At 34.1% G+C, this 20805-nt stretch carries 16 protein-coding genes and 4 tRNA genes; 4 read left to right on the forward strand and 16 right to left on the reverse strand.

Annotated elements, in window-relative coordinates:
• Positions 1–171: 171 nt before the first annotated feature.
• From purD to B6D18_RS02565, 10 genes are all read right to left on the reverse strand, one after another.
• Positions 172–1461 carry a phosphoribosylamine--glycine ligase gene (gene purD, locus B6D18_RS02520; RefSeq protein WP_086362996.1) on the reverse strand — a complete coding sequence of 430 codons (1290 nt, stop codon included), beginning with the start codon at positions 1459–1461 and terminating at the stop codon, positions 172–174.
• A 27-nt stretch (positions 1462–1488) separates the two neighbouring features.
• Positions 1489–3081, reverse strand: a complete 1593-nt coding sequence (purH, locus tag B6D18_RS02525; protein ID WP_086362997.1) for a bifunctional phosphoribosylaminoimidazolecarboxamide formyltransferase/IMP cyclohydrolase — start codon at positions 3079–3081, stop codon at positions 1489–1491.
• Positions 3082–3257: 176 nt separating this feature from the next.
• Positions 3258–4163, reverse strand: coding sequence for a GTPase Era (gene era / locus B6D18_RS02530; protein WP_086362998.1), 906 nt, complete (start codon positions 4161–4163; stop codon positions 3258–3260).
• Positions 4160–4834, reverse strand: a complete 675-nt coding sequence (rnc, locus tag B6D18_RS02535; protein WP_086363055.1) for a ribonuclease III — start codon at positions 4832–4834, stop codon at positions 4160–4162. Before rnc ends, era begins: the two co-directional genes overlap by 4 nt.
• 11 nt (positions 4835–4845) lie before the next feature.
• The gene (gene lepB / locus B6D18_RS02540) at positions 4846–5847 is read right to left on the reverse strand and encodes a signal peptidase I (protein ID WP_086362999.1); all 1002 of its coding nucleotides are present in this window, start codon (positions 5845–5847) and stop codon (positions 4846–4848) included.
• Between the two features lie 20 nt (positions 5848–5867).
• Positions 5868–7664, reverse strand: coding sequence for a translation elongation factor 4 (gene lepA / locus B6D18_RS02545; RefSeq protein ID WP_086363000.1), 1797 nt, complete (start codon positions 7662–7664; stop codon positions 5868–5870).
• Positions 7665–7791: 127 nt separating this feature from the next.
• The gene (locus tag B6D18_RS02550; protein ID WP_158092508.1) at positions 7792–8763 is read right to left on the reverse strand and encodes a MucB/RseB C-terminal domain-containing protein; all 972 of its coding nucleotides are present in this window, start codon (positions 8761–8763) and stop codon (positions 7792–7794) included.
• A 36-nt stretch (positions 8764–8799) separates the two neighbouring features.
• A complete protein-coding gene (locus tag B6D18_RS02555) occupies positions 8800–9360 on the reverse strand; it encodes an RseA family anti-sigma factor (RefSeq protein ID WP_086363002.1) in 561 nt (186 codons plus the stop codon).
• Positions 9361–9395: 35 nt separating this feature from the next.
• On the reverse strand, positions 9396–9968 hold the full coding sequence (rpoE, locus tag B6D18_RS02560) for an RNA polymerase sigma factor RpoE (RefSeq protein WP_086363003.1): 573 nt from the start codon (positions 9966–9968) through the stop codon (positions 9396–9398).
• 202 nt (positions 9969–10170) lie between these two features.
• Entirely contained in the window at positions 10171–12642 is a 2472-nt protein-coding gene (locus tag B6D18_RS02565; protein ID WP_086363004.1) for a class I adenylate cyclase, read from the reverse strand.
• Between the two features lie 167 nt (positions 12643–12809).
• Between B6D18_RS02565 and B6D18_RS02570 the strand changes: the two genes are divergently transcribed.
• From B6D18_RS02570 to B6D18_RS02580, 3 genes are all read left to right on the forward strand, one after another.
• Positions 12810–13373 carry a CoA pyrophosphatase gene (locus tag B6D18_RS02570; RefSeq protein WP_256363479.1) on the forward strand — a complete coding sequence of 188 codons (564 nt, stop codon included), beginning with the start codon at positions 12810–12812 and terminating at the stop codon, positions 13371–13373.
• Between the two features lie 299 nt (positions 13374–13672).
• Positions 13673–14473, forward strand: coding sequence for a YdgH/BhsA/McbA-like domain containing protein (locus tag B6D18_RS02575; protein ID WP_158092509.1), 801 nt, complete (start codon positions 13673–13675; stop codon positions 14471–14473).
• Between the two features lie 235 nt (positions 14474–14708).
• Positions 14709–16214: a hypothetical protein gene (locus tag B6D18_RS02580; RefSeq protein WP_086363007.1), complete on the forward strand. Its 1506-nt coding sequence runs from the start codon at positions 14709–14711 to the stop codon at positions 16212–16214.
• Positions 16215–16465: 251 nt separating this feature from the next.
• Here the strand turns inward: B6D18_RS02580 and B6D18_RS02585 are convergent.
• From B6D18_RS02585 to B6D18_RS02610, 6 genes are all read right to left on the reverse strand, one after another.
• Positions 16466–16540 (reverse strand) — tRNA-Gln (locus B6D18_RS02585).
• A 131-nt stretch (positions 16541–16671) separates the two neighbouring features.
• A tRNA-Gln gene (locus B6D18_RS02590) sits at positions 16672–16746 on the reverse strand.
• A 26-nt stretch (positions 16747–16772) separates the two neighbouring features.
• Positions 16773–16857 (reverse strand) — tRNA-Leu (locus B6D18_RS02595).
• A gap of 37 nt (positions 16858–16894) precedes the next feature.
• Positions 16895–16971: transfer RNA gene (locus B6D18_RS02600), tRNA-Met, on the reverse strand.
• Positions 16972–17088: 117 nt separating this feature from the next.
• On the reverse strand, positions 17089–18186 hold the full coding sequence (locus B6D18_RS02605) for a hypothetical protein (RefSeq protein WP_086363008.1): 1098 nt from the start codon (positions 18184–18186) through the stop codon (positions 17089–17091).
• The gene (locus B6D18_RS02610; RefSeq protein ID WP_086363009.1) at positions 18187–18801 is read right to left on the reverse strand and encodes a TIGR04211 family SH3 domain-containing protein; all 615 of its coding nucleotides are present in this window, start codon (positions 18799–18801) and stop codon (positions 18187–18189) included.
• Positions 18802–19788: 987 nt separating this feature from the next.
• On the opposite strand from B6D18_RS02610, the gene B6D18_RS02615 reads away from it, so the two are divergent.
• Positions 19789–20793, forward strand: a complete 1005-nt coding sequence (locus tag B6D18_RS02615) for a substrate-binding domain-containing protein (protein ID WP_086363010.1) — start codon at positions 19789–19791, stop codon at positions 20791–20793.
• The last annotated feature ends 12 nt before the right edge of the window (positions 20794–20805 follow it).

A 20805-nucleotide genomic window follows, 5' to 3' on the forward strand; every position in this document is an offset into this window, starting at 1 on the left:
ACATTCACAATATCCCCAAGAAAATTTTTCAGGAAAAGTTTTTGGGGATCTATCAGTGCTATAAGGCTATGCTTAACTTTTTTGGTTAAAAAACCCCCTCTCCTCAATTTTTTTAACTTATTAACAGACAAAAAATAGCGCTATACAGCGCTATTTTTATTCATTATTCTTCTAACTATTTTTTTCTCGTTCAATAGCTCGATAACCAATATCATGACGATAGTAACAACCATGCCAATAGATATTTTTAAGTTGTTCATAGGCATATTGTTGAGCATCAGATACCGTGTTACCTAGTGCAGTAACGCAAAGAACTCGCCCACCATTAGTATATACTTGTCCATTTTCTAAGCTGGTTCCAGCATGAAAGACTTTGCAATCTTGATCTATTTCAGCAGGTAAGCCTAAAATGACATCTTTAGTATTGTAATCACCAGGGTATCCACCTGCAGCAAGAACTACCCCTAAAGCAGGTCTTGGATCCCATTGTGATTTAACTGTGTTCAATTTACCCTCTACAGCAGCTAAACAGAGTTCAACCAAATCAGATTGCATTCGCATCATTATTGGTTGGGTTTCAGGATCACCAAATCGACAGTTAAATTCAATAACTTTTGGATTACCTTGTTTATCAATCATTAAACCGGCATAAAGAAAGCCAACATACACATTACCTTCTTGTGCCATGCCATTAACTGTGGGATAAATGACTTGTTCCATCACTTTAGAAAATACATCATCAGTTACTACTGGCGCGGGTGAATAAGCTCCCATTCCCCCGGTATTAAGACCTGTATCACCATCCCCTACTCGTTTATGATCTTGACTGGTTGCCATTGGTTCAACATGTTCACCATCGACCATAACAATAAAACTGGCTTCCTCACCATCAAGAAACTCCTCAATGACTACTCGATGACCTGCATCACCAAAGGCATTACCCGCTAACATATCATGTACAGCATCTTCAGCTTCTTTTAGCGTCATAGCGACAATCACGCCTTTGCCAGCAGCTAAACCATCGGCTTTTATTACAATTGGCGCACCTTTTTGGCGAATATATGCAATAGCTGGCTCAATTTCGGTAAAATTCTGGTATTCAGCGGTTGGGATATTGTGACGAGCTAAGAAATCTTTGGTAAAAGCTTTCGATCCCTCTAACTGTGCAGCCGCTTTAGATGGGCCAAAAATTTTCAATCCGGCTTTTTGAAAACTGTCAACAATACCAATAACTAATGGTGCCTCTGGTCCGACTATGGTTAAGTCTATTTGTTGCTCCTGAGCAAAATTTAATAGTCCGGCAATGTCGGTTGCTTTTATATTGATGTTTTCTAAATTTGCTTCAAGTGCGGTACCTGCATTGCCCGGAGCAACAAATACTTTGGTCACTAAAGGTGATTGTGCTGCTTTCCATGCTAAGGCATGTTCACGGCCACCATTACCGATAATTAAAACTTTCATACAAGGTCCTTTCAATACTTTTAAAGATTAATGCCTAAAATGACGCATATTGGTAAAAATCATCGCAATATTATGCTCGTTTGCAGCTTGTATCACTTCATCATCGCGAATCGATCCTCCCGGTTGAATAACGCAAGTAACTCCCACCGCAGCGGCAGCATCTACACCATCCCGAAATGGAAAGAAAGCATCAGAAGCAACTACCGAACCAGCAACTTCTAGGTTTTCATCTTTTGCTTTAATGCCAGCAATTTTTGCTGAATAAACTCGGCTCATTTGTCCTGCACCAATCCCTATTGTCATATTATTTTTGGCATAAACAATGGCATTAGATTTAACAAATTTTGCTACCTTCCAGCAAAACAGCGCATCGGATAGTTCTTTTTCAGTTGGTTGGCGTTTGGTAACAACGGTTAACTGATCTTTAGTGACCATACCTAAATCTTTTTCTTGTACAAGAACCCCACCGTTAACACGTTTAAAGTCTAAACGAGTTGTAGAATTACTTGACCAACTACCACATTCAAGTACACGAACATTCTTTTTAGTTTGTGTGATAGCTAAAGCATCTTGGTCAATTGAAGGTGCAATAATCACTTCAACAAATTGTTTATCGATAATAGTTTGAGCAGTCTTAGCATCTAAAGGGCGATTAAAGGCAATAATGCCACCAAATGCAGAGGTTGGGTCAGTTTTAAAAGCATTTAAATATGCAGTTAAAATATTATCACTCACTGCAACACCACATGGGTTGGCGTGTTTAACAATTACGCAAGCAGGTTCATCAAAGGATTTTACACATTCCAATGCAGCATCAGTATCGGCAATATTATTATAGGATAATTCTTTACCTTGTAGCTGTTTAGCGGTTGCAATAGAGGCTTGCTCAAGCTGTTCTTCAACATAAAACGCAGCTTGTTGATGAGCATTTTCACCATATCGCATATCTTGTTTTTTAATAAACTGCAGATTTAAAGTTCGAGGAAACTCTCCAGCAGGCTTATCAGTGTCACCATAATATGGCGGGACAAGTTTACCAAAATAGTTAGCAATCATGCCGTCATATTGAGCAGTATGTTCAAAAGCTTTTATTGCTAAACTAAAACGATATTTAAAAGAAAGGCAATTTTGTTGGTTATCCAACATATCAATGATTGTGTTATAGTCCTGACAATCAACCACAATCGCAACATCTTTATTATTTTTGGCGGCAGAACGTACCATGGTTGGCCCACCAATATCGATATTTTCTATCGCATCTTCTAAACTACAATTTGGATCAGCAACAGTTTTTGCAAAAGGGTATAAGTTCACAACAACCATATCAATTGGATCGATCTGATGTTGTTGCATAACGTCATCATCAACACCTCGACGGCCTAAAATACCACCATGTATTTTAGGATGTAAGGTTTTAACTCGACCATCCATCATTTCAGGAAAACCAGTATAATTAGATACTTCTGTAACAGGAATATGGTTGTCGATTAATAGTTTGGCGGTACCACCAGTGGAAAGGAGTTCTACATCACGATCTGATAAAGCTTTAGCAAATTCAATAATTCCTGTTTTATCAGAAACACTAAGTAGAGCACGACGGATAGGACGAAACTGCTGCATGAAAAAAGCTCCGAAATTAAAATTCTAAATCCAAGTCAGTGAGAGGCTATTATATATAAAACCAGAGTAGATGTTTAGTATTAACTTTTGAAAAATAAATCGGAACAAGAGTTGATAAATTAGGAAGTAATCATCAGGCAAAATTTTTGCCTGATTTTTATACAAAAGAGTTTGGATTAATCGTCACTGTAGCCTAAACTTCGAAGTGCTCGCTCATCATCAGCCCAACCGGCTTTAACTTTTACCCATAATTCTAAATGAACTTTATTATCAAAAAATAATTGCATGTCTTTACGTGCTTCTATGCCAATTTTTTTGATTTTTTCACCTTTATTACCAATGACCATTTTCTTTTGACCATCACGTTCAACCAAAATTAAACCATTGATACGATACATGCCAGTACGTTCATCGACTTTAAATTGTTCTATTTCAACCGTGACAGAATAAGGTAGTTCATCACCTAAAAAGCGCATTAGTTTTTCACGAATGATTTCTGAAGCCATAAACCGTTGTGAACGATCAGTAATGTAATCTTCTGGAAAATGATGTTCACCAACAGGTAAATGTTTTTTAACAATGTCTTTAATAATATCAATGCCTTCACCTTTTTCAGCACTAATAGGCACAACATCCAAAAATTTAATTTTTTGGCTGATTTCTTGAATATGAGGCAACAACTGAGTTTTATCTGCAACATTGTCAATTTTATTGATCACCAATAATACAGGTGCCTTACAATCTTTAAGTTTGCCAGCAACCATTTCATCATCATCAGTCCAGTGCGTGCCTTCAACAACAAAAATAACCAATTCAACATCACCAATTGAACTGCTAGCTGCACGATTCATTAAACGGTTAATCGCTCTTTTTTCTTCAATATGAAGACCAGGGGTATCAATATAGATAATTTGATCATCGCCTTGAGTATCAATACCTACAATACGGTGGCGTGTAGTTTGTGCCTTACGTGAAGTAATTGATACTTTTTGGCCAAGTAGTTGATTTAATAAAGTTGATTTGCCGACATTTGGTCTACCGACGATAGCAACAAATCCACAATGTTGTTTTGATTCTGTCATTTTATACCTAATTGGTTTAGTGCTTCTTGAGCTGCGGCTTGTTCAGCCTTACGACGGCTTAAACCTCGTCCCAAATATTGATGATCATCATTGTCAATTTTGCATTGAATAAGAAACTCTTGCTCGTGATTATCACCAGTAACTTCAAGAATTAAATAGCATGGTCGTTCATGTCGAATACCTTGTAGATATTCTTGTAATCGTGTTTTAGCATCTTTTTGCTTAATGCCTGGTTTAATTTCATTTAAACGAGTTGTATACCAGGCTAAAATCAACTGACGAATATTTTCAATATCACTATCTAAATAGATAGCGCCAATGATAGCTTCGACGGCATCAGAAATAATCGACTCTCGGCGATAACCACCACTTTTTAGTTCTCCTTGGCCTAAAATAAGATAATCACCTAATTTAAACTCTTTACCCATTTCAGCTAGAGTTTGACCACAAACTAAACTTGCTCTCATCTGGCTTAAATCACCTTCGTCTTGTTTGCTAAATCGATGATAAAGCTCATCAGCGATAACAAAACTAAGGATTGAATCACCTAAAAACTCTAGCCGTTCATTATGCATTTTATTCGCACTACGATGAGTAAGTGCATGTTGAAGTAAAGATATATCTTTAAAATGATAACCAATCGATTGTTGTATTTGATTCAAATTTTTCATAGCTAACACAGTTAGTGGATCCCACCGATACGACTAAATCGAATTCCTGTAGGCCATTCATCAGGTTGTTTTTCAAAGCTAATCCAAATAGCAGTTGCACGACCAACAAAGTTTTCTTCAGGAACAAAACCAAAATATCGGCTATCACCACTATTATCACGATTATCCCCCATCATAAAGTAGTTCCCTGGTGGTACAACCCAAGTAGCTACGGGTTGACCATTCTGACGATAAATCCTAGTTAAATCATCTCTTTTTCCTATTGTTGTTAGGATGTCGTGAGTAAATTCACCTAAAGTTTCTTGTTGTATTGCCATATCGAATGTAATTCGAGTTCTAGAATCAACAATACCTTTATCCTTATATTGTTCTAAAGTATAGAAACTTAGATAAGGTTTATTATCTTCATTCACTTCTTTCCAATTGCTTTGTTGTGGCTTAGTATAATGTAAATCTAATGGCTCAGATCGTTGACCAACACAATTGACATCACTTGATTGACAAGCTGGATAGATAACTATTTTATCTTCATTAAACAAGTAAATGATTTTATCTCCAGGTAATCCAACAACTCGTTTAATTATATCTCGATTTGAACCATCAGGATGTTTAAAAACTGCAATTTCACCGCGTTTTGGGTGGCCTGTTGATATCAAAACGGTATTGGTAATCGGATCACGTAATCCATATGAAAATTTTTCTACAGCAATAAAATCACCAATTAATAAAGTTTGCATCATAGATCCAGAAGGAATTTGAAAAGGTTCATAGATAAATGAACGAATAACAAATACCACAAACAGAACAGGAAAAAACGATGATAAATTCTCAACCCAACCTTTAGGTTTCCCGACTTCAGCTAGAACTTTTCCATCAATTTCACCATTGGTTTGCTTACGAATTTCTTCAACTTTACGTTGTCTAGCTGGTTTCCATTTAAATTTTTCTAAAAACCAGAAGATAGCGGTAATAAAAGTTGCTGTTGTCAATATGATGGCGAATATATTAGCCATTATTTATCCTCTTTAACTAATTAATCTTTACCTACATGCAAAATAGCTAAAAACGCTTCTTGAGGTAGTTCAACATTACCTACTTGCTTCATGCGTTTTTTACCTTCTTTTTGCTTCTGTAAAAGTTTCTTTTTACGACTAACGTCACCACCATAACATTTAGCCAATACGTTTTTTCGTAATTGTTTTACTGTAGAACGTGCTATAACATGATTGCCAATTGCCGCTTGAATTGCTATATCAAACTGCTGACGAGGAATAAGATCTTTCATCTTTTCCACTAATTCTCTACCACGGTAAGGTGCATTATCTTTATGCGTAATAAGCGCTAATGCATCTACTCGTTCACCATTAATTAATACATCAAGTCTTACCATGTCAGCAACTTGGAAACGTTTAAAACTATAATCTAAAGACGCATAACCACGTGAAGTCGACTTAAGCTTATCAAAGAAATCCAACACAACTTCGGTCATTGGTATTTCATAAGTTAATGCAACTTGATTGCCATGATAAACCATATTAACTTGTACACCACGTTTTTCAGCACATAATGTTATTACATTACCTAAGTAAGTTTGTGGCACTAAAATGTTACATTCAGCTATCGGCTCACGCAGTTCTTGAATATTGTTTACGGCCGGTAGTTTAGCAGGGCTATCAACATAAATAATTTCATTTTGAGTGGTTAAAACCTCATAAACAACCGTTGGAGCTGTTGTAATGAGATCAAGGTTATATTCGCGCTCTAATCGTTCTTGGATGATTTCCATATGCAACAAACCAAGGAAACCACAACGGAAACCAAATCCTAATGCACCTGAGTTTTCTGGTTCATAAAAAAGCGAAGCATCATTAAGACTCAATTTACCTAATGCATCACGAAATGCTTCGTAATCATCTGAGCTAGTTGGAAATAAACCTGCATAGACTTGTGGTTTTACTTTTTTAAAACCTGGTAGTGCTTTCTCTGCAGGAGTTCTCGCTGATGTTAAGGTATCACCGACTGGCGCCCCTAAAATATCTTTAATAGCACAAACCACCCAACCTACTTCACCGCAATGTAAACAGTCTTTATCAACTTGTTTTGGTGTAAAGATACCCAAACGATCAACATTATAAGTCATTCCGGTACTCATAACTTTGATTTTCTCACCTTTGCGTAGTTCACCATTTTTAATACGAATTAGTGATACCACACCTAGATAGTTATCAAACCATGAGTCAATAATTAGCGCTTGTAATGGTGCATTGGAGTCACCTTCGGGTGCAGGAATATCATGAACAAGTTGTTCAAGTACATCAACTACTCCAACTCCGGTTTTTGCTGAACACCTAACTGCATTGCTAGCATCTATACCAACAATGTCTTCAATCTCTTCTGCTACTCGCTCAGGTTCAGCAGCAGGTAAATCGATCTTATTAAGTACTGGTACGACTTCTAGATCCATATCAAGTGCCGTATAACAATTGGCAAGTGTTTGCGCTTCAACACCTTGTCCAGCATCGACTACTAATAATGCTCCTTCACATGCGGCTAACGAACGTGATACTTCATAAGAAAAGTCAACATGTCCAGGTGTATCAATAAAATTCAGCTGATATGTTTGACCATCTTTAGCATGAAAATCTAAAGTAACACTTTGAGCTTTAATCGTAATCCCTCGTTCACGTTCCAAATCCATCGAGTCTAGAACTTGAGCTTCCATTTCGCGATCAGAAAGTCCACCACAAATTTGGATAATACGATCAGAAAGCGTTGATTTGCCATGGTCAATATGAGCAATAATTGAAAAATTGCGGATATTTTTATTCATATCAATAAGTTATATTTTAGTTATGTACTGTTAATTATCATTAATGTTATTGGCTATAAATAACAAGTCAAATAATCACGAATTTGAAAACAGACATTCTACACATTAATAGTGAGTAAGCATAGTGTTATCGAGAGTTTTCCGGTGATTTCTCAACAATATTTTGTGCAATTTTTTCGATTGTCGCTTGTGGTAAATTGCCAATAATTATAATATTTTTATTACCCATGTTAGTTGAGAAAATCGTTCGGCCACCTTGCTGAATAATCTGATTTAATTGACTAGCCTGCTCTAAAGAAATATTTACAGTAAATGAAAACACCCCATCGGAAAACAGCTTAGTCGCTATATCAGAGCTATAAAAATTAACATTATAAGCAGCAATTTCTTTAAAACCTTTAGGTAACCATGCTAGACGCCAAGCATCAAGGAGATTATTTTGTTTTTCAATTGATAATAAAATTGGATAGGTTCGATTATCAATATAATTTTTGAATTTTTTTGCATCAAAGTCTTTATCAATATCAACCACTTTTAATTGATTGACTATATCATTATCTTCATCTAATAAATCAATTCTTAATGGTAAAAAATTTTCATCATCGATCCATATCACATAATTATAGCGATCATTATCTTTAGCAATGACTTTGACTAATTGTGCACCTCGATTAGCTGTTCTAGCTTTACCTAATAAAATAAAATCATAAACATCAGCTAAGGAATCAAAATCATTATAAATAATGTCAGGAAAAGCTTCTGTTATACGAGAACTTGAAATCGAAAAAGAAGGACTATCCGGTTGAAAATAACTAGTAGTATTATTATGTAAAATTATCTCTTTAGCTGGGCCTTCAAGATAAAGCAGTTGAGCATTAATATTCTCTTTTTTTTCAGCACCTAAATGATTATATTCCAAAGTAGTTGCATATTGTTCTTTATCTTGGAAGACAAAATGAATTTGATAATCCCGTGTCTGCACAGCTTTGGTCATTTTATTGAGTAAACTCAAAGCATCATACGTTTCTTCCGCCACAACTGATGCGGAAAAAAATATAAAAAACAGAGTAATAATAGAATTTTTACTCTGTTTTAACATAAATCTTATCAAAGAATAAGGAAAATTCATTTTTAGTTAACGAGCATTTAACCTTTTTTGTAATTCATAATCTTGAACCAGCAATCTAATTTTATCATATTGTCTTCTTTCAAGAAGTTGCTGATCGTTATGTTGTTGTATACCACCAACAGGGGCAACATTTATCCCCATAGGGATAGTATTTAGCGTAGGAGAACTACTTACATCATCTGATTGACCTTGATGATATTGAACACCAGCAATAATAGCTAATGTAACACAAGCAGCTAATCCAACTTGGCTAACTTTAGCTACCATGTCTTTTATTCGAATCCAGAATAAATTTTCGGCTTTTGGAATTGAAATCTCACTTTGAGATGGTTGCTCAGTTAATTGTGGATATAAATCATCATCAGCAATCGCCATAGCAACTTGATTAGTAATATCTAATGTTAATGAACTACCGTGCAATTCTCCTCGCATTGCGTCTCTGGCAATATGATAACGATGCCAGCAGGATTGCAAACTTTCATCGTGAGTAACCATCTCAACAAAGTGTTGATCAGGTAACTCACCATCCATTAATAACGAAAGTTGCTGTTTCTGTTCTATTTGCATAGTAGGTACCTTAAATGTTTTGCTACTTAATTTATTCAACCAATTAAAGGTTTAATTTTTTCATCAATAGCATCACGAGCTCTAAAAATACGTGACCTAACTGTTCCAACCGGTGTTCCCATAATTTCAGCTATTTCCTCATAACTTAGGCCGTCAATTTCACGTAATGTGATAGCAGTTCTCAAATCATTAGGTAATGCTTCAATTGCGTCAAATACCACTTTTTCAACTTCTTTAGAAAGAACCAAACTTTCTGGGTTATCGACATCTCTCAATGAGTCAGCACCTTCGTAACTTTCAGCTTCACTAGCATCAATATCTGAAGATGGTGGTCGTCGGCCTTGCGAAATTAAATGATTTTTTGCTGTATTAATTGCAATTCGGTACAACCAAGTATAAAAAATACTTTCACCTTTAAAAGAACTTAACGAACGATAAGCTTTGATAAAAGTTTCTTGCACAACATCAGGGATTTCAGAAGGTAATACATAACGTGATACCAAATGAGCTAGCTTATTTTGATAACGAACGACAAGTAAATTAAACGCATTTTTATCTCCGTCTAAAACGCGATCAACTAAAACTTGGTCTGTTATTTGCTCCCCCATTAAAGGCCATTCCTCACTATGTTAATAACTATTAGTTGGCCCAAAATTGTGCACTCTAACAGTTAGAGTCGTAAATTTGAAAAAAGTTCCCATTATTTTAATGGAAGTTTCATTTTTTTAACTAATTATTTTTATTTTTAATAATTTATATACTAATAAAAAACGATTTTATTAAACGTATGGGCAAATTGTTTTAAGATAACTAATTCAATAAGAAGATTTCACGCTTACCTGCATCATTATATGTGATTTGATAAAATTGCGGTAAATTAAAATTAACAGAACTACTGGTAGTGAAAGTAAAACGGTCATCGGATAATACATAAAAATCATTGATGTCTTTAACCATATTTTCTTTAGTACCATTACAATTACGGTATATTTCTATTTGATTATGCTCATTTAAAATATATAAATCAAATCCCGTGGTGGTATCTTCAAAGAAGAATTGAATAATGCCTTCATAAGCGACACTATCTATTTCTTTCGGTAATTCATTACTTTCATCTAAGATATTTAACGGCCTGCCTTGAACCTTATTATTCGATACCGCCCCATAAAAATCAATAGCATTTTCAAACTGATGAAACGACACGCCGAATCGTTCAAAAAATAGATACCATGAAGCACCATCTATTCTAAGTGGTTTAACTTGCGTTAAGTTATTTTTAGTAGTAGTTAATCGTAAATCAACACAATCATCCATAAGTTTTTTCATTTGTTTACGGATTTCATCACTAAGATGTTTACTATAACAGAAAATTTCGACCGAGTTAGGTAAATCAGCATCTTTATGCATACGATTAAGTAATGCTTTTATGGCTTCAAGCACACATAAAGAACCATTAAAGTGTAACACACGGATCTCATTCCATGAATTACGATAAAGTAAATCTATAGAACCAACTAAACTTAATTCTTGCTTGCCATAATTTAAAACATTAGTACTAATTTCATCTTCAAGTTCCAAATTAATAGTTGGATCATCTTCTAAATTCAAGATAATAGCCAAATGGCGTATTTCACAAGGACCATATAACTGTTCTTCAGTTGCGGTAGGTACATCTATCGGAAAATAATTTTTCAGATCGTCGATGAACTTGGTTATTCTTTGATTATCTCGCTCATCACCATCGTAATAATAAAAATTGGTTGAATCAGAAATCAAACCATTAAAGTAACACCAACCTACTAATTTGACTAAGTATTTACTATATTCTAAGTATTGGTGACCAATAATAGAATTTAGTTTAGGCGTTTGATTATAAACATACCAACCGGCTCGATTGATACGATCTTCTTTTACATGAATAAAAGTTAATACTTCTTCTTGCAAATTATCCGAAATATTAAGTTTTAATGTTGAAATTTTACCCGGTAAAACTTCAAACGAGGCATATAATTTACGAGTCAGTATGGCCAAGTCTTGTGGACTAATAAGAGAATCTAAGTTATTGCGACGACCGAAATTGAGTAAATTACGATAACCTGTCATCATGGTATGAAGCATTATTTCGTGTATTTCACGTACTTGTTCTATTTTCCATGTTTTACTGGCGTCTAATTTTACCAATAACTTATGCTTCCATCCCCATTGTTGTACTAATTCATATAATATTTTACGACGCCATGACGACGGCTGACCATTATCTGATAATTTTTCATTTACTTTTAAATAAAAGCAATGCCTTACCAATTCAAGACGTTGAAAATCCCTAATTCCAATTAGATAATTGGAAATTCGATCTAATAACATAGAGTATGAATCAAGATAATGATGAACGTGGATTTCACCTTTTTGAATATGCTCGCGCATTTCATAAGCAATTGGTCTATTTTCAGGGTAGATTGAAGAATAAGCTTCAAGTAGTAACGTTTTTAATACAGCTTTAAATGGCGAATCGATACTTTTATAGAGCTGCCATAAACTTGCACCAAAATACTCTTCAGCTGACAATCCAGTAAGTGGCCCAAAATCGATCCATTCTTCACGTTTAATTATATTAGCAACCACTAATGCTTGGACACATGTTTCATAAGTTGGGTAAATGACATCATTAATAGTAAAATCCGCTGGAACTGCAAACCATAATAGTCGTTTACCAGCTAAAAGATTGGCCGAACGATAGAACTCTTCTAGCAATAAAATATGTTGTGCTGAACCACAGTTTTCACCCATCAAACATTCATGATGTTGGTTGATAAATCGATCGACATCAACGACAAACAAAGTAAGTTTTACACCTAGTTCCTCAGCCCATTCTTCAATCAATCGACACTTTGTCACTAAAGCTTGCTTTTTGACTGTAGATAAATTATTTTCGATACAAACCCATATATCAAGATCAGAAGTAACTGCCTGTCCAATAGAGCAGGTACTACCCATTGAATATAATGCAGATATTTCAGAATATTTTGTTTGTGTAGCGTTTTTAAAATTGAAACAATATTGTAATTGTTCCATAACCTCGTTTGAGGGCTGATAGTATGCAATACCTGATGGCGTATCTATATTTAGATAACCGGGAAGATCTGGATGATGAAAATGAAAAAGTACTGGTAATAATGAAAAAACTCGTTGGAATTCCAAAGGCATTCCACTCCGAGCTCGCTCATGTTTCACAATAGCAAGATCATCAAGTTCTTTTTTTATGTTATTAATATCGTATTGCATAGTATTATTCAGGTGAAACAGATGCACTATTGACGAACAATTTCTCCAATAATTTTATATTATAACGTAAAAAGAATGTAAATCTAAAAATAAAACGAAATAAATATTATGACCACAATCGAAAAAATATCACAATCTTTAAAAAAACCAAAACCCAATTTCACACCATTAATAGAGCAGCTGTATTAATACCCATTATCGCTATCGAAAATCAATTACACCTACTTTTTCAAGTACGTTCAAAGAAACTTAAATGGCAACCGGGTGATATTTGCTTTCCTGGAGGACGTGTCGAAGCTACTGATGACAGCCCTGAATATACAGCTAAACGTGAAACCTTTGAAGAGTTAGGCATTGCCATTAATCAAATAACAATTTTAGGCCAATTACCTAAATTCATTGCATCGTTAGGCATGATGATTTATCCATTTGTCGCAAAAATTGAATCTTTAGATAACTTGATACTTAATCAAGATGAAGTTGAATCTGTTTTTACTGTTCCACTTGAGTGGTTTATTAATCATCAACCGAAACAAGCTAACATGTTAGTCGGTTTTAAGCCTGATGACAATTTCCCATTTGAATTGGTACCTAACCGTTCAGCAAATTGGCAACAAAAATCACAACATAATGTTCATTTTTATCAATATGAAGAGTTTGTTATTTGGGGATTAACTGCTCAAATTATTAATAGTTTTATAAGTACTATCAAAACTAATGCTCAATTATAAACGACAGTTAGATTAAAAATGATCCCATTTTGGCTTTAACATAAAATGCTTTAAGAAAAATTCTTTCAAAAAAAATCAAGTGGTACCTACACAAATATTTTGATTAATATATACTATTAATCGGTTATTTCTCATTTCTATCATTTCTACCCTGTTTTATCTAGCTGTCTGAAAGAATTAGTAAAAAATTTATTTCGAGAGCGTTATTCGTGTTTCACAACTCTCATGCAATACCCTCATAGAATAAGCGTTACAAATTGTTTTTTAATTTTTATAACATAAATATGAAGGACATTATTATGAAACGTTTTAATAAATCATCTCTTGCTTTAGCTTTACTATTATCACTACCTGTTACTAATATTTATGCGGCATTACCATTAACAGCGGAAGAAAGTAATAACCTCATTCCTTACAAAGAAATTTCAGTAACTGGTAGCTATTTACAAGCACAAAATGCAGCAGATGATATATCTAAAGCTGCTGATGCAGCTGGAGCCAAATATTATCATATAACAGGTATTGAACAACCAGCTACAGGTACTTCAACTGATCGAGCTATTGTGTATGCTGATATTTATTTATCAAATTCACCGATTGCCGTAAACAAAGAAGAAGTTACTCATAATGGCATTGTGCTTTATCCACGATCTAAAGCCCTTTATTATTTACCATTTGAAATAGTTAAATTCAAAGGTAGCTATAACAACACCTCTGAAATAATGGATTCAGCGAGCAAAATAGCAACTGAAAAAAATGCTTATGCATTTTATGTTTATTCAATTACTGCCGATGATGTTCGAAATCATGAGCAAGAAATTGATGTAGCATTATTTAAAAAAGATGCTCCAGTCCGTGACTTTATTATCTCTAAAGCCATTGCGGGCCAAGATGCTTATGAAATCACTAGTGATGCTTTCAAAGTAATGAGACCTTATCAAACCATTGTATTCCATGGCACATTTAATAATACCAGCGAAATAAGTGCAGCTGCACAAAAATATGCTATCGCTAATGATGCTCATTTCTATTATGTTAAAGAAATCTCTGCCAATCGTGCCAATACAATTCAAACAGTTTATGTAAATTTATATAAATAACGATCCACTACATAATTATCCATGTGTTAAATGCCATATTTTTACACATGGATTTTTACGTAACTCAACTTTTAGTTTCAAGCTCTACCTAATTATGAAAATCATAAAAAAAGCATTTTTATCAGAGAATTAAGCTTTCCACGATTTAAGTTTGTAGTAATTAGTATCAGCATAATTTAAACACAATAAATGTAACTTTTTTTATTTAAATTTAAGAATTAAAAGGTAAGGTAAGATGATGTTATTGAAAGGATTTAAATTTATATTTTTTTCTCAATTTCCATGGTTAACACGATTTATCATTTTCTTTTTAATTTCACTGTTTTTAATGAACGATTTAGCTTTGGCTTTGAATGCAAAATCAGTAGAAGTTATCCATGGTTCTGCTCCTTATTTTATTAACCCAGAGGCGATAGGTATAAATGGATCACGTGAATATGATCAACAAAACTTTCACTATTTTGGAGTAAAATTTCAAACTACAATAAACTCTGAATTAAATAGTTTAAACGATACAATAAAATCCATAAATTTCCCTCAGGTTGATCCTAATACAACCACACCAAATCAATTGTTAACTATGTTAAAGTCTGATTATGGTTTTGAACCTATAATAATGCCATTTTCACCGACTAATCCAATTGATAGCCAGAACGTCTCTGATGATGACGGCGATATTATAGCTAAAATAACCCCACCTGATGGCGGTTTTAAAATAGATTGGTTCTATCGAGCAGCCAATATATCCTATTTATTATTGGAATCAGATAGAAATAGAACCTTTTGTGAGCTAGCACGGTTGGGGTGGAACCCATATATCAGAATTTCAGGCACCATCGCTTTAGTTTCTGAATATGGCATGCCAAATTATACAATTTATTCAACGCCTAAAAGTGACTTTTTGATTTACAATGCGATCAAACCTACCGTTTGTGCCAATCGACCATCAATTGTATATTCATTCCCTTTCGAAAATCGAGATTACACTGGTGACTGGGCGCATCTAACTTGGGGTGATAACAATCAACACATAGTTGATTCGGGGTTCATTAATAAAGTCACTTCTGGTGGTTTTCCAACTACAGGATTTGATCAAGCACGATTTCTCATGTTTATCGCCGGTGCACCATTTGATTTATCGACAATAGCATCATCAAATAGTTCAAAAGGAGTAAATGTAGAGATAAAAAAAATTAGTGACAATGATGTAGATAGCTACCTAGCTAACACAGCTGTACAGGTCAAATTGCTAGGAGAAGCCACTGAAGCAAATCCTACATTTTCTATAAAATCCAATGGTGAAGATATTTATTCGTTTACTATTAAGAAATGGTTTTCCGCACCCAGTCAAGATTTTCATCCTTATAATCAACGTAGAAGTGTTTGTCAGGGAAACTATATCGTGCCATCTATTGAAGATTTAACCAACAGTGACCAAAGTCTTATAACGAGTGGTGGTGCTTGCCAATCTGATAATAATTCAGATAATTGTCTAGCCATTACAACTAATCACTACTATCGTCGGGTTGGAAACAATCTTTTAGCTGAATGGGGTGATGTAACTAACGTAGAAAACTATTATCATCACACCTATCCCGGTAACCATTTCCCTAAAGGACGTTTATATTGGACTTCGGATGAAAGAGATAGTAATAACCAATATGCAGTAGGCTCAACAAAAGGCGCTATTGAATGGCAGTTGAAAGATAATGAATTATATTTTGTTTGTGTGCTGAAATAGAAAATGTATTCATAAATTGCGTTATAAGAAGGTATAGCGCAATTTTTATTCTTATTATAGTTAGAATAATTCTAATTTAGCTTTTAAAAAGCAGATAATCTACTTTAGTATTTACTGTTAAAAGCAACTCTTCATTTATATACTAAATAAGACAAGTAAACTTAATCAAAAAATAAATAGTGGCTAATTTTTCAAAGATGATTATTAATTCACTCAAAAAAGTGATACATAGATAATGTTTGAAAATTAAATGGCTGGGGTACCAGGATTCGAACCTGGGCATGGCGGGATCAAAACCCGCTGCCTTACCGCTTGGCTATACCCCAATATGAATGGAGATTAGATATCTAGTAAATCTACTAATTCTGCATATTTTTATAGAATTGATTATAGTGGCAAAGTTCCAATATAAAAAATAGACTAAAAAGTCAGATATAAAAATATGAGCAGATTGGAATGGCTGGGGTACCAGGATTCGAACCTGGGCGTGGCGGGATCAAAACCCGCTGCCTTACCGCTTGGCTATACCCCAATAAAGGATAGACATTAAGATTAAAATGGTGCGGGTGGAGAGACTTGAACTCACACACCTTGCGGCGCCAGAACCTAAATCTGGTGCGTCTACCAATTTCGCCACACCCGCACTGTATACTTTCGGTAAAAGTACAAACTAATCTTAATGGTGGCTACGACGGGATTCGAACCTGTGACCCCATCATTATGAGTGATGTGCTCTAACCAGCTGAGCTACGTAGCCATTTCATTCGCAACGTCATAACCAACACTGCGAGGCGAATTATGCTTGTGTTACGGCAAATCGTCAACCCTTTTTTTTAGATATTTTAAAAAAAAGTCGCGATTGATTAAGATGCAATCAAATACCGTTTAATAACACTTCAATTCGCCTTTTTTGTAACTCATTATGAATTAACTTTCCAGTATAACCTTCAGCAATAATATTTTGAACATCGACAGCAAGAGCTAATTTATATGCTTGTTCAAGGTATTGAGCTTGAGGAAATAATTCCGTTTTAGCATAAGATTGGCTAGCAATTAGCAATTGATTAAGATGGACTGGATTGCGCCATACATCTATTTTATTGAACAATTCGATAATTTGTTCCGCTGTTAACTGTGTCACATTAGCAACACTATGGTGAAATTGCTGCACCATAATTGCTAGTTTTGTATATTGATTAGGGGCTTTAATTTGTAAACAAAGTTTTTCTAGCTCAGTTTTGGATACAAACTCACCACACAAGACTGCAAAGCGCACGGTCAGATCATCGGTCAATAAAGTTGATTTTTTTAATGCATCACTAATAGCGCTGGAAAGTTTGAGAGATGGAAATAATAACGCTAAAGCACCACATTGTTCCAGTACTTGAAAATAAACTTGAGGATCTTCAGTCGCTAACGCCCTTTCTGTTTCTTTCCATACTCTTTCTGCTGTCAGCATATTTATTTCACCAGCAGAGACCATCTCTTTCATTAAATAATTCGTTTCAGCAACGATTCTAAAACCTAAATGGTGATAACGGGCAGCAAAACGTGCCACACGTAAAATTCGTAGCGGATCTTCTCTGAACGCAGGAGAAACATGACGTAATAATTTAAGCTTAATATCATTAACACCATGATAAGGATCGACAATATTGCCTTCTTGATCCATGGCAATCGCATTTATAGTAAGATCTCGTCGAATAAGATCTTGCTCTAAAGTAATATCTTTACTAAAGTCACATATAAAGCCTGTATAGCCTCTACCTGATTTCCGCTCAGTTCGAGCCAAAGCATACTCTTCTTTAGTTTTAGGGTGTAAAAAAACAGGAAAATCTTTACCAACTTGTTGGTAACCTAATGCCAAAAGTTCATCTGGGGTTGCGCCAACCACAACCCAATCTCGATCAACAACAGGGAGATGCAACAATCTATCTCTAACTGAACCGCCAACAAGATAGATTTTACTCATTTAACGCATCCAACGATCTTTTTTACGACGACCAGGCATAATAGCCGGCAAAATAAGACCTAAAAGCAAACCACCGCCAGCCACTAATCCACCATAAGTAAACCAAGTTACAATCAGATCACGACGCTTATCATCAACTTGATTTAACATAGACTCAAGCTTAATCTCCTGCTGTTTATTAAGTTGTTCTAACTCATTATTCTTAGCTTGTAGGCTTTCAATCGATTGTTCTGCTTTTTGTAGTTTTTCCACATAATCTCGGATAGCATTTTGTTTATTTTTTTCTGCATTATCAACTTTATCTTTATACTCAGCGAGTTGTGCTTCCAATGATGGCATAAGTTCTTTAAAACTAGGTTGGTCTTTTAATTTATTAGATTCAATCCAAGCTGAATTGCCGTTAGGCAACTGTATTCGGGTGAATTTACCATCAGTACTTTTCCCAAGTTCAGTTACCCTTTGACCGACTTTAACAGTGTTTGAATAAGCATATTGTGTACCTGGACCACGACGCAAATAAATATCAACATTTTCAGTAACATATTTATCAACAGCATTTGCACAAAAAGTCATAGCAATTAAAGAAAGTAATGTAATAATATTCTGTTTTTTCATGATATTTTAAATTTCCACCCTCAATAAAAACATAATAACATAAAATGTAGGCTTTTCGCACAACGATTTGTAATAAAAATTTGTTAATTTTAGCTTATCAACCCCAATTAAATGATATCGATTACAAAATTAAAACAAAATTATTAAAACAAATATAAAAACAAATAAAAACAATATAAAACCATTCAAAAAAACATAATGATAATCATCATTAACAAACTACAATTATCATAAAAAAGCACAAATAAAGTAATCGATTACAAAAATAAACCTTAATACAATAGCTTTACTGATAGTCACTGTGCTTAATTCATCTTTTAAAATTAAGATAAATGTTTTATTAAATGGTGAGAATATCTTTTTAAGATTGATGATAACTTTACATCTTAAAATTGTGATGTAGTAAATCAAAAACAAAATGTAGCTTTATTTATCATGGCAAAATTTAATCTAACGACGTTTATTAAAAATGAAACTTGGATTTAGATGTAGTTGATATAGTTACTGATTAACTGTAGCAAATTAGTATTTTCTGATCTCATCAAAATATCGATCTAGTAGCAAATAATCATGCTATGCAGTTAATTATCCAACACCATTAGTTAATAAATATTTATTTTCCATTACTAAAATTAAATCCTATCACAGCATATCAATAGAAATAATGACAAACTAAAATAAATAATTTTTCTGCTGAATTTTGTTGGTTAATATTTTTATATCTTCTATATTAATATATTTATAGTAAAACGATTCATATAAAACTGAGCTTATTGGCAAACTAAAAATTTTGTTCTATTATAACCAGTTAAGTAGATATTCAGAATATTACTGTTTATTTCAATTTATTTTAATGGCTAAATGTAATAGTAGTATTTGAATCTTAGGTTTTCCGCCAATTTACGAGATATTTATTTTGATCAATTAATGGTCTAAAAGCTCTATATTGGCAATATAGTTAAAAGTAATACTTTAAAAGGACTTTTTATGGCGACAATAAAAGATGTTGCAAAATTAGCAAAGGTTTCCGTTGCAACAGTATCACGAGTAATTAATAACGCTGATAATGTCAGTGATAAGACACGTGAAACAGTAAAAAAAGCCATGGAAAAATTAAGTTATTATCCTGATGCTAACGCCCGAGCATTATCCCAGCAAAACTCTAACACTATAGGTATCGTAGTAGCAGACCTATCCGATCCATTTTTTGGAGCCATGATAAGCACAGTTGAAAAAATTGCATCGAAAAATGGCCATTTTTTGCTAATTGGTAATGGATATCATAATAAACAGCAAGAATATAGTGCTATAACCAATCTTATAGAACACCGTTGTTCTTCTTTAGTTGTGCATGCAAAAATGTTACCCGATGATCAACTAATAAAATTAATGCAGCAAGTACCTGGTATGGTTCTAATTAATCGGATATTAAAAGGTTTTGAAAAACGCTGTATTGCGCTTGATGGTCGTTATGGTTCATACCTAGCAGTTAAACATTTAATTCAGCATGGTCATACCAATATTGGATATTTATGTTCTAACCATAGCATATCAGATGCAGTAGATAGATTGCAGGGTTATAAAGATGCATTAATGGAATATAATATTGATATTAATGATAATTTCATTGCCTTCGCCTCGCCTAATGAAGAAGGAGGAGAACAAGCAATGATGTCACTTTTAGAACGAAATCGACAAATTACGGCGATTGCCTGTTACAATGATTCAATGGCTGCTGGAGCTATGTCTGTATTATATGATAATGATATAAAAATTCCGAATGATGTTTCAATCATTGGATTTGATGATCTTTTAATTGCTCGATATTTACATCCTAAGCTAACAACTATTCGTTATCCACTACATACCATGGCCGAACAAGCTGCTGAACTTGCATTACGATTGGCAAAAGGAGAACCACCTCCGGCTAACTTAATCAATGTATTTATTCCAACCTTAACTAAAAGATATTCAGTTAACAATATTCGCTAGTTAATATTAAGT

Origin of the sequence: Gilliamella sp. A7 (assembly GCF_002142015.1) — a bacterium.
GTDB classification, from domain to species: domain Bacteria; phylum Pseudomonadota; class Gammaproteobacteria; order Enterobacterales; family Orbaceae; genus Gilliamella; species Gilliamella apis_A.

What these genes read in the sequence shown, in the direction of transcription:
- lepB (WP_086362999.1), bottom strand. Translation starts at nt 5,847, where the DNA reads ATGGCTAATATATTCGCCATCATATTGACAACAGCAACTTTTATTACC.
- B6D18_RS02550 (WP_158092508.1), bottom strand. Translation starts at nt 8,763, where the DNA reads ATGTTAAAACAGAGTAAAAATTCTATTATTACTCTGTTTTTTATATTT.
- lepA (WP_086363000.1), bottom strand. Translation starts at nt 7,664, where the DNA reads ATGAATAAAAATATCCGCAATTTTTCAATTATTGCTCATATTGACCAT.
- B6D18_RS02610 (WP_086363009.1), bottom strand. Translation starts at nt 18,801, where the DNA reads ATGAAAAAACAGAATATTATTACATTACTTTCTTTAATTGCTATGACT.
- purD (WP_086362996.1), bottom strand. Translation starts at nt 1,461, where the DNA reads ATGAAAGTTTTAATTATCGGTAATGGTGGCCGTGAACATGCCTTAGCA.
- B6D18_RS02575 (WP_158092509.1), top strand. Translation starts at nt 13,673, where the DNA reads ATGAAACGTTTTAATAAATCATCTCTTGCTTTAGCTTTACTATTATCA.
- era (WP_086362998.1), bottom strand. Translation starts at nt 4,163, where the DNA reads ATGACAGAATCAAAACAACATTGTGGATTTGTTGCTATCGTCGGTAGA.
- B6D18_RS02580 (WP_086363007.1), top strand. Translation starts at nt 14,709, where the DNA reads ATGATGTTATTGAAAGGATTTAAATTTATATTTTTTTCTCAATTTCCA.
- B6D18_RS02605 (WP_086363008.1), bottom strand. Translation starts at nt 18,186, where the DNA reads ATGAGTAAAATCTATCTTGTTGGCGGTTCAGTTAGAGATAGATTGTTG.
- rnc (WP_086363055.1), bottom strand. Translation starts at nt 4,834, where the DNA reads ATGAAAAATTTGAATCAAATACAACAATCGATTGGTTATCATTTTAAA.
- rpoE (WP_086363003.1), bottom strand. Translation starts at nt 9,968, where the DNA reads ATGGGGGAGCAAATAACAGACCAAGTTTTAGTTGATCGCGTTTTAGAC.
- purH (WP_086362997.1), bottom strand. Translation starts at nt 3,081, where the DNA reads ATGCAGCAGTTTCGTCCTATCCGTCGTGCTCTACTTAGTGTTTCTGAT.
- B6D18_RS02565 (WP_086363004.1), bottom strand. Translation starts at nt 12,642, where the DNA reads ATGCAATACGATATTAATAACATAAAAAAAGAACTTGATGATCTTGCT.
- B6D18_RS02615 (WP_086363010.1), top strand. Translation starts at nt 19,789, where the DNA reads ATGGCGACAATAAAAGATGTTGCAAAATTAGCAAAGGTTTCCGTTGCA.
- B6D18_RS02555 (WP_086363002.1), bottom strand. Translation starts at nt 9,360, where the DNA reads ATGCAAATAGAACAGAAACAGCAACTTTCGTTATTAATGGATGGTGAG.